The sequence below is a fragment of the Allobosea sp. 01N443 genome (genome assembly GCF_056399325.1).
Genome location: NZ_JBFTRC010000239.1, coordinates 1 through 7,584 on the forward strand (window position 1 = coordinate 1; position 7,584 = coordinate 7,584).

Annotated in this window: 5 protein-coding genes, 1 tRNA gene and 2 pseudogenes; 2 read left to right on the forward strand and 6 right to left on the reverse strand. The window is 61.0% G+C overall.

Annotated features, from left to right (window positions below):
- The 5 genes and pseudogenes from AC1DRP_RS32915 to AC1DRP_RS32935 all read right to left on the reverse strand — a co-directional run.
- Positions 1-330 (reverse strand): annotated as a pseudogene (locus AC1DRP_RS32915) (hypothetical protein); the annotation flags it as partial.
- A gap of 43 nt (positions 331-373) precedes the next feature.
- Positions 374-721 carry an HdeA/HdeB family chaperone gene (locus AC1DRP_RS32920; RefSeq protein ID WP_441504459.1) on the reverse strand — a complete coding sequence of 116 codons (348 nt, stop codon included), beginning with the start codon at positions 719-721 and terminating at the stop codon, positions 374-376.
- Between the two features lie 139 nt (positions 722-860).
- Positions 861-3,244, reverse strand: a pseudogene (locus AC1DRP_RS32925) (arylsulfatase).
- A 530-nt stretch (positions 3,245-3,774) separates the two neighbouring features.
- The gene (locus tag AC1DRP_RS32930) at positions 3,775-4,152 is read right to left on the reverse strand and encodes a pyridoxal-phosphate dependent enzyme (RefSeq protein ID WP_476770725.1); all 378 of its coding nucleotides are present in this window, start codon (positions 4,150-4,152) and stop codon (positions 3,775-3,777) included.
- A gap of 367 nt (positions 4,153-4,519) precedes the next feature.
- Complete coding sequence (locus AC1DRP_RS32935) at positions 4,520-5,542, reverse strand: helix-turn-helix domain-containing protein (RefSeq protein ID WP_476770722.1); 1,023 nt, start codon at positions 5,540-5,542, stop codon at positions 4,520-4,522.
- A 513-nt stretch (positions 5,543-6,055) separates the two neighbouring features.
- On the opposite strand from AC1DRP_RS32935, the gene AC1DRP_RS32940 reads away from it, so the two are divergent.
- On the forward strand, positions 6,056-6,337 hold the full coding sequence (locus AC1DRP_RS32940) for a hypothetical protein (RefSeq protein WP_476770723.1): 282 nt from the start codon (positions 6,056-6,058) through the stop codon (positions 6,335-6,337).
- On the opposite strand, the gene AC1DRP_RS32945 is transcribed toward AC1DRP_RS32940, so the two are convergent.
- A tRNA-Glu gene (locus tag AC1DRP_RS32945) sits at positions 6,297-6,383 on the reverse strand. The two genes, AC1DRP_RS32940 and AC1DRP_RS32945, sit on opposite strands and share 41 nt — an antisense overlap.
- On the opposite strand from AC1DRP_RS32945, the gene AC1DRP_RS32950 reads away from it, so the two are divergent.
- On the forward strand, positions 6,359-7,477 hold the full coding sequence (locus AC1DRP_RS32950; RefSeq protein WP_476770724.1) for an integrase: 1,119 nt from the start codon (positions 6,359-6,361) through the stop codon (positions 7,475-7,477). The two genes, AC1DRP_RS32945 and AC1DRP_RS32950, sit on opposite strands and share 25 nt — an antisense overlap.
- The last annotated feature ends 107 nt before the right edge of the window (positions 7,478-7,584 follow it).

Sequence of the window (7,584 nt, forward strand, 5' to 3'; positions counted from 1 at the left end):
GGCCAGGTCCCAACGCGCCGTCCCTCGCAAGGGAACCGTTGCCCGCCTGGCGTCCTCATCCCGCGCAAGCGAGGCTGATCCTTCGGCCGGCGGCGGCGGAAGCAGCTTCAGGCTGTCGGGCAAATCGTTTGTCTTCAAATAGGCGGGCAGGAGATCCAGGTGAAGATCGGGTGCCTGCAAGGAAGGGACATCCGGTGTTGTCTGTGCCAGAGCCGCGCCCGCAGCCAAAAGTGCCAGGCACGACGCCGCAGCAAAACGCATCATCCTATTCATTCGAAATTCCGTGAAAGAGACCAATTTTGATGCGCGACCGCTCGCGCGGCTGTTCACGAAGACGGTCCCTGCCCGGGCCGGCCAGGTAGGGACCGCCACGTCATTGGGCGCGGCGCGCTTTTTCAGCCTTCAAAAGTACATCGATGGCATTGATGATCGTCGATCCTTGGTTCGCCTTGCAATAGACGATCAGCTCATGGATCCCTTCTTTGACCCTGGGCAAATTGACGGACGATTTCTTTCCGAGGCCGTTATACCAGCCGCTGTACCAGACCCCGAGAAAGTTCGCATCTTCCTGGAACGTCCCGGCGAGTTGCCCGCAGGTCAGTTTCTGGACATTGACGTACCCATTCTTGTCGGCATAGGCGCTCAATTCCGTCTGGGCCTGGGCCGGGACCAGCGCCGCCGAAAGCGTAACGGCAAGAACAAAGGCGAGTGGTTTCATCATCGAATTTCCCGTTCGTGAGTCAGCAGCGGCTTCGGCCAGAATGTGCCTCCGCCCGGCTCTGAAGAGTGGAGTTTCCGCGTCATCGAAATTTGACGGGAGGCGGCGAAAATCGTGCTCGCCGCCTCCGGCTGGTCGGCGCTCAGTCGAGATAGTCGACCTTCAGATGCCGGATCTTGCCGTTGAAGGCGAAGGGCTTGCGGTCGAAATACGCGAGCGAGACGGGGGAATAGCTGTCCCGGCCGACGTCGAAGGCGTCATTGGCCGTGAAGGTCAACGCTGCCGAGCGTGGAACACGCCCCTTGCTGACCTCCTTGCCGTCCACCCGGATGATGATGTCGAGAGGCGCGGGGCGGACGCCGCTGGCCTTGCGTGTTTCGACTTCGATCTTGACCTTTCCGGTCGGGAGCGGGGCGGACGTTTCCAGCTGCGTCCGCTCGATCTCGAACAGATTGTACTCGTAGTTGAGCTTCCCGTTCTCGACCCACAGGGCGACACCACCCGAGATGGCGCCGAGCGCGTAGAGCACGCCCTTCGAGTCGGGCTGCAGATCCGCATCGATGGTGACGAGGTTGCCGCGTGATCCGAGCCGCGGCGCCGTGAACTCGGGAACGCCGACGACCTCCTGCGTGTAGTTGAAGGTCTTGGCGGGATTGGACGGTGCGTCTTCCGGGTGGAAGATCGCCGACCATAGCCCGCCGCCGACCGGATCGACCTTGTTGTCTTTCGCGCTTACCTCGAAAGCCTTTTTCAGCTCCTCGAGCTTGCCGGGATTGGCGGCGGCGACGTCCTTCGCCTGCGAGAAATCCTTCTTGAGATCGTAGAGCTCCCAGACATCGTCCTTCGGCGACCATGTCATGATCGAAGGATCGACGCCCGTCTGCCAGGGCACTCTGGGTCCGAAGGCCGAAGCGATCCATCCGTCCTTGTAGTAGGAGCGGCTGCCCATGACCTCGAAATACTGCTCCTTCTTGCGGTCCGGCGCCGTCGGGGACGCGAAGGAATAGGTCATGCTGGTGCCGTCGAGCTGGTCCTGGCTGATGCCGTCGACGAGCTTCGGCGGCGTGATCTGCAGGATGTCGTAGATCGTCGGCACGATATCGTTGACGTGATGGAACTGCGGACGCGGCGCCTTGTCCGCCTTGATCCGGCTCGGCCAGGACACCGCGAGCGGCGTGCGCGTTCCGCCAAAATGTGCGGCGATCAGCTTTGTCGACCGGTGCGGCGTGGAGCCGGCCCAGGCCCAGCCGGCATGGTACATGTTGTCGACCTTGGGCGACCCGAGCACATCCAGGCCGCCGAGCTCGTTCATGGTGCGGATATGGTCCTTGATCTCGGAAGGAATGCCATTCTGCGCCAGGAGTTCGCTGATCGTGCCGTTCTGGCCTTCCGCACTAGAACCGTTGTCGCCCCAGATGTAGAAGACCAGCGTGTTGTCGCGGATGCCGAGCTCGTCCAGGGCATCGATCAACCGGCCAGCCTGTGCATCGGCGTGTTCGGTGTATCCGGCGAACACCTCCATCAGCCGACGCTGGAATGGCTTTTCGTCCTCGGGAATATCGGCCCATGCGGCAAGGGTCTTCGGCCGCGGCGTCAGCTCGGTGTCTTTCGGGATCCAGCCGAGTTCTTTCTGGCGGGCGAAGACGCGCTCGCGCATGACGTCCCAGCCTTCGTCGAACTTGCCCTTATATTTGTCCGCCCATTCCTTGAAGATGTGATGCGGACCGTGGGAGGCGCCGGGGCCCAATACATGAAGAACGGTCGATCCGGCGTCAGCGCGTGGACCTGCTTCATCCATGAGACAGCCTTATCGGTCATGTCTTCGGTGAAGTGATATTCCTTCTTCCCTTCGGATGGATTCACCCGGACCGTGTTTTCGACGACCGCAGGCTCCCATTGCGAGGATTCTCCGGCAAGGAACCCGTAGAAGTAGTCGAAGCCGATCCCCTGCCCCGCCGGCCAGTTCGTATATGGGCCGACGGCCGTGGTCTCGTTGGCGGGCGTATTGTGCCATTTTCCGAAGGCACTCGTCGCGTAGCCATAATAGCCAAGGACCTTCGCTGCGGTCGCAGATGTGCGCGGGATCCGGCCTGAATAGCCATCCCAGTCATTCGCCAGTTCGGCGATCTGGCCGTAGCCGACGCGATGGTGGTTGCGCCCGGTCAGCAGCGCCGCTCGGGTGGGTGAGCACATCGCGGCATTGTGGAAGCGGTTATAGGTGATCCCGTCTCCGGAAACCCGRCTCAACGTGCGTGTATCGATCACGCCGCCGAAGGTGCTCGGAAGCGCCGGGCCGACGTCGTCGAGCATGATCACGACGATGTTCGGCGCATTGGCAGGGAGATGCGACTTCACCGGTAGGGGGCTGTAGGTCGACTCCGCGATCGTCGGTCCGGCTTTGCTCCCGGAGGGCGTTGGCGGAAACGGCAGCGAGTCCTGGGCTGCCACGGGCGATCCCAACATCAGGAGCGTCGTGCTTACGCCCAACCAGCGCGCTCTGAATTGGTGACTAAGAGGCCGTTTCATTCAATTCTCCGTTCCGAACGACACATCTGAACCCGACATGGCTTGTCGACATATCGATCGCCTCGGCAGCGCAATCTGGCATCGCGCTTGCCCGCGTCGCGTTCACTGCATTCACCTCCGCTTTCGCGGCCTTGCGATCGGCGAGGAAGGCCGGATCGGTCTGCGATCAGCAGGCGAATTCCGTTGCGAGCATTTCGGGCATGGGCAGCCTGCCCGTCTTGCCATTTCGCGCCAGTCGCAACCGGCAATGGTCCGTCATCGCCGATCACGAATCCCCTCGGGATTCGGCCTTGCAAAAAGCAACGATTCGGTGATCGCCGGCGCTTGTTCCGTGGGAAACGGCTCCAAGATCGCTGGAAACGAACTCAGCGCTGAATCAAGCCGGGGCGACCGTCATGCCTCGGAAATCATGCTGATGAATTGCTCCTTATCCAAATTCCGACCACTGACGACTGCAATTGAAGTGCGGCCTTGCAGCAGAATTGGTTCGGCAAGCAAGGCAGCTACCGATAGCGCTCCGCCGGGCTCAGTCACCAAGCCGAACTCCGCATACAATGCGGATACTGCGGCGCGGGCGTGATTGTCTGCGACACGGCCACTTTGGTTCCCGATCGCATATGAATGTCGAAGGGCAACGCGCCTGTCATAGGGGCAAGCAGAGCATCGCATATCGATGTCGCGTGGCTCTCTATGGCCACCCGACGTCCAGCAGAAAGGCTTCGCGCGAGGTCGTCAAAGCCGAATGGTTCGACCGCAAGCATGGTGGAACCGCTACCAGCGATCGCGAGCGCACAGCCCGCCGATAGGCCTCCGCCCGATGCGGTAGCGATAAACAAGTCGGGAACCGCGCCGAGAACAGATGCCTGCTCCATCGCTTCTGTTGCAACGGTCGCGGCTCCAGCGATGATTCACCGCCTGGGGTCCCTTCGGACTCGGCGCAGGCGGAACAAGCAAGACCGCCGCGGCAAGTCATCTGGAGAACGTAATTGGCCTGGCCAAGTCTGTAATGGCCGTGCACCGCGCCGAACGCCAGCGCGACCTGGAGCCCATCAAGGAAGTCGATCCCCTCGACATGCCGCCGCTGCGCTTCGGCTCTGGGACTTGGACCGCTGCGTCGCGCTCCTACGCCGTCATTCTATCGACGATCGGGCCGGCACGCACCTGCGCTGAATTCGCGCGCCGCGATCCGCTGGAAGGAATCGGCTTCGCGTGGCAGCGATCCGATGCGCTTTCCGCCCCAGCCGGCGATCGGTGGTTCGKGGATGCAGAGGACGGTCACGCCATTTTTTCCAGAATGTCGCGAAGACCGTTTATTCTCTGGCTTGGCAAACCCTGCGGGTTAGGACTGCTCATTGAATGCATAAATTGGGTGGCTCGAACCTCTGACGGGCTCATCCCGAACTCCTTTTTGAACGCTCGGGTGAAACCTGAGGGGTCTGCAAACCCCATTTCCTCGCCAATAGCTGCGATCGGGCGGAGATTGGTGCCCCTTGATAGCTCGGAATAACATTTCTTGAGACGCCGCCGCTGGATATAGTTCTTTACCCCGCCTTCGGCTTCCAACAGGCGATAAAGCTGAGAACGCGACATACCTGCTTCTCGGCACAGGAAGTCAGGACCAAAAGCGAGCCTATGTAGATTTTGATCGATTATTTTTCGAACGCCATCCTTACGCACAACTGCGATCGGGGTGGCCGCCTGGGCAGCACTGTCTTTTGACGGAGCAATACAGGCAAGCACCATCCCCCGGACTGCGGATTGTAGAGCCGGCGCATTCGCTCCGGAACAAGCCGGTGCATTCCTCGCCAACAACACCAGGAAGTCCCCTAGTAGTTGGCCCATCGCTCCTGGAATCGCTCTTCCATCCATCCCGTCCAGGACGGCCGCGAGCTCCGGAAAGCTATCTCGTGGGAGATAAAGCTGAACCCGCTCATCATCGTCTCTGGCGCTCGTGAGCGTCCGCCCCAGCGAGGAAACGTAAGGTACTCCGGCAGGAACATCGATAGCACGATGACCGCCCACCTCTCCCGCTGTTCGCTTTCTGCCGACCGCGATGTTCCAATGGTCGATCGGATTTTGGCGAATAAGGCCGGCGCTTCTAATGGCTTGCAACCTGGGAGCTTGAACCCGGCTTAAGCCAAACCCGCCGAAGTTCCAGGTTTCACAGGTAGCCACAAATCCTGCTTCGGGCTCGTCAATGACCGCATTGAAAACAGTTCCGAACCATCCGCGCCAAGCGTCGAACTGCTTATTCGGAGAAAGTTCTTCCGTAGAGAATGATGCATGGACAACATTCATCCAATTTCCGTCCATCATTAACAAATTATTCTAGGAAATAACTATCAGACCTTCCTGTACCCTTACGTTAATAACGCCAGTAAAGCAACGCTCTGATCGAATTTATAGGATACTAACGCCTTGGGATAGAAGAGATTTTCAGCAGACAGCTCTCCGAGGAAGGATGCCGAATTGCGCACCACCGTAAAGTGAGTTCCCGGTCACCCGCAAACGCGACCGCGTGATCGTCGAGCGCGGCGGGTGGAAGATGATCGTCCGTGACAACGGCAGCAAGATCACCAGCGATGCCAAACGATGCTGATCGTCACGCTGCATCAGGCTTCACGCGCACGCGCCGCGCTACGAATCTTACTTGGGAACGATCCAGAAACGAGATCCGTTGCGGCTGCGTAGTTCAGCGAAGATGATCTCACCACTGTCCAGGCGCGCAATGTCGACGTCACAGATGGGTACAGCGCTCAGCGTTCTTAGTCCACGAATGTCCGGTGAAAACCCACAGTCGCACCCCACGGATTGCGCAAGGCCATCTCCGCACGGCTGGCAGAAAGCCGGGCCACTGCCCACGAACTCATGTCCATTACGGGGCATCGGACGCTTGAGGAGGCGGAGCGATACACCCGCGAAGCACGCAAGCCGCAGATGGCGGATTCAGCGATGAAGAAGCTTCTGGCTGACTCGACAATCGTCCCACCGAGACCGGAAGTGGGACAAATGAAGGAAATAAGCCCTATAAAACAGGCTCATTTGGCCGCAATGGCGCTCCCTAGGGGACTCGAACCCCTGTTTTCGCCGTGAGAGGGCGACAGATTATGGAAGATGACGTCACTCACGTCACACTCTATATTGAAATCATTGAATTTTTCTGTCATCCACATGGGCACTGTCAACGGCATCAATGTGGGAAGTTCTGTGGGAAACTTTCAACTCGACACTCCCGCCCGCCGTCGCAGGCTGGCCGAGGCCAAGGCCCCGGTCTGGGTGTCAATTGGGCAGGCGCGCAGCGGCCTCAAGCTCGGCTATCGCAAAGGCCCGCGCGGCGGGGTCTGGATCGCCAAGCATGTCGGCAAGGGCACACGGCGCGAATGCACGATTGGGGCGGCCGACGATGCCAGGGCGCCGGAAGGCGCCCTGACCTTCACGGCCGCGACCCAGGCGGCCATCGGCTGGGCGGAAGGCGTCAAGACGCAGGCGGCCTCCGGCGGCGCAACAGCAGCCATCACGGTCAAGCAGGCGGTGGAGGACTACGTTGCCATGCGCGTGGCCCGCAGCATCCGCGCCGGGGCTGATGCCCGCTCCCGGCTGGGCAAACACGTCCTGCGCGACAAGCTCGCCAGCATGACGCTGGCAAATATTACAGCAACCGCCCTGACAGGCTGGCGGAGCCGGCTCGATCCGAAACTGGCCCCTTCGACCGTCAACCGCACAGCCAGCGACCTGCGCGCGGCCCTTGGCCGGGCTGTGGACGAGCATTGGCGCCTGCTGCCGCCATCCCTGCCCCGCGAGGTCGAACGCGGGCTAAAAGCCATCCCCGAGGCTTCTCAAGCCCGCGCGATCATCTTGCCGGATGCCGACATTCGCGCGGCCATAGATGCCGCCTTCACCGAAAACACCGACCTCGGCGTGCTAGTGCTGCTGCTGGCCGCGACCGGGATGCGCTTTTCGCAGATCGCGGCCTTGACCGTCGCGGACGTGCAGCCGGGGACTTCGCGCGTCATGGTTCCGCCAAGCCGCAAGGGCCGTGCCGTCAAGCCGAAGCCGCGTATTGCCATTCCTGTGGGCGATGATGTGCTCGGCCACCTGCGGCCCCTCATCGCCGGGCGCCGGGGGCATGAGCCGCTGTTGCTTCATTGGGTGCACAAGCAGATTGGCCCGGCGACATGGGAGCGCGTGCGGCGTGGGGTCGTTGAGAAAGCCGAGTTTTGGCGGGGATGTTGAGCAAGCGCCCGACGACATCGGCCACTGCCGTTTGCGGCGTGTCAGGCTGGGTATGGTCTGGCGTGGGCGCCGGCACGGAACTCGGCGAAAGGTTCGGGCGAGAGCCC

Excerpts from the sequence above, each read along its gene's own strand:
- AC1DRP_RS32920 (WP_441504459.1), bottom strand. The coding sequence starts at position 721 with ATGATGAAACCACTCGCCTTTGTTCTTGCCGTTACGCTTTCGGCGGCG.
- AC1DRP_RS32935 (WP_476770722.1), bottom strand. The coding sequence starts at position 5,542 with ATGAATGTTGTCCATGCATCATTCTCTACGGAAGAACTTTCTCCGAAT.
- AC1DRP_RS32950 (WP_476770724.1), top strand. The coding sequence starts at position 6,359 with ATGACGTCACTCACGTCACACTCTATATTGAAATCATTGAATTTTTCT.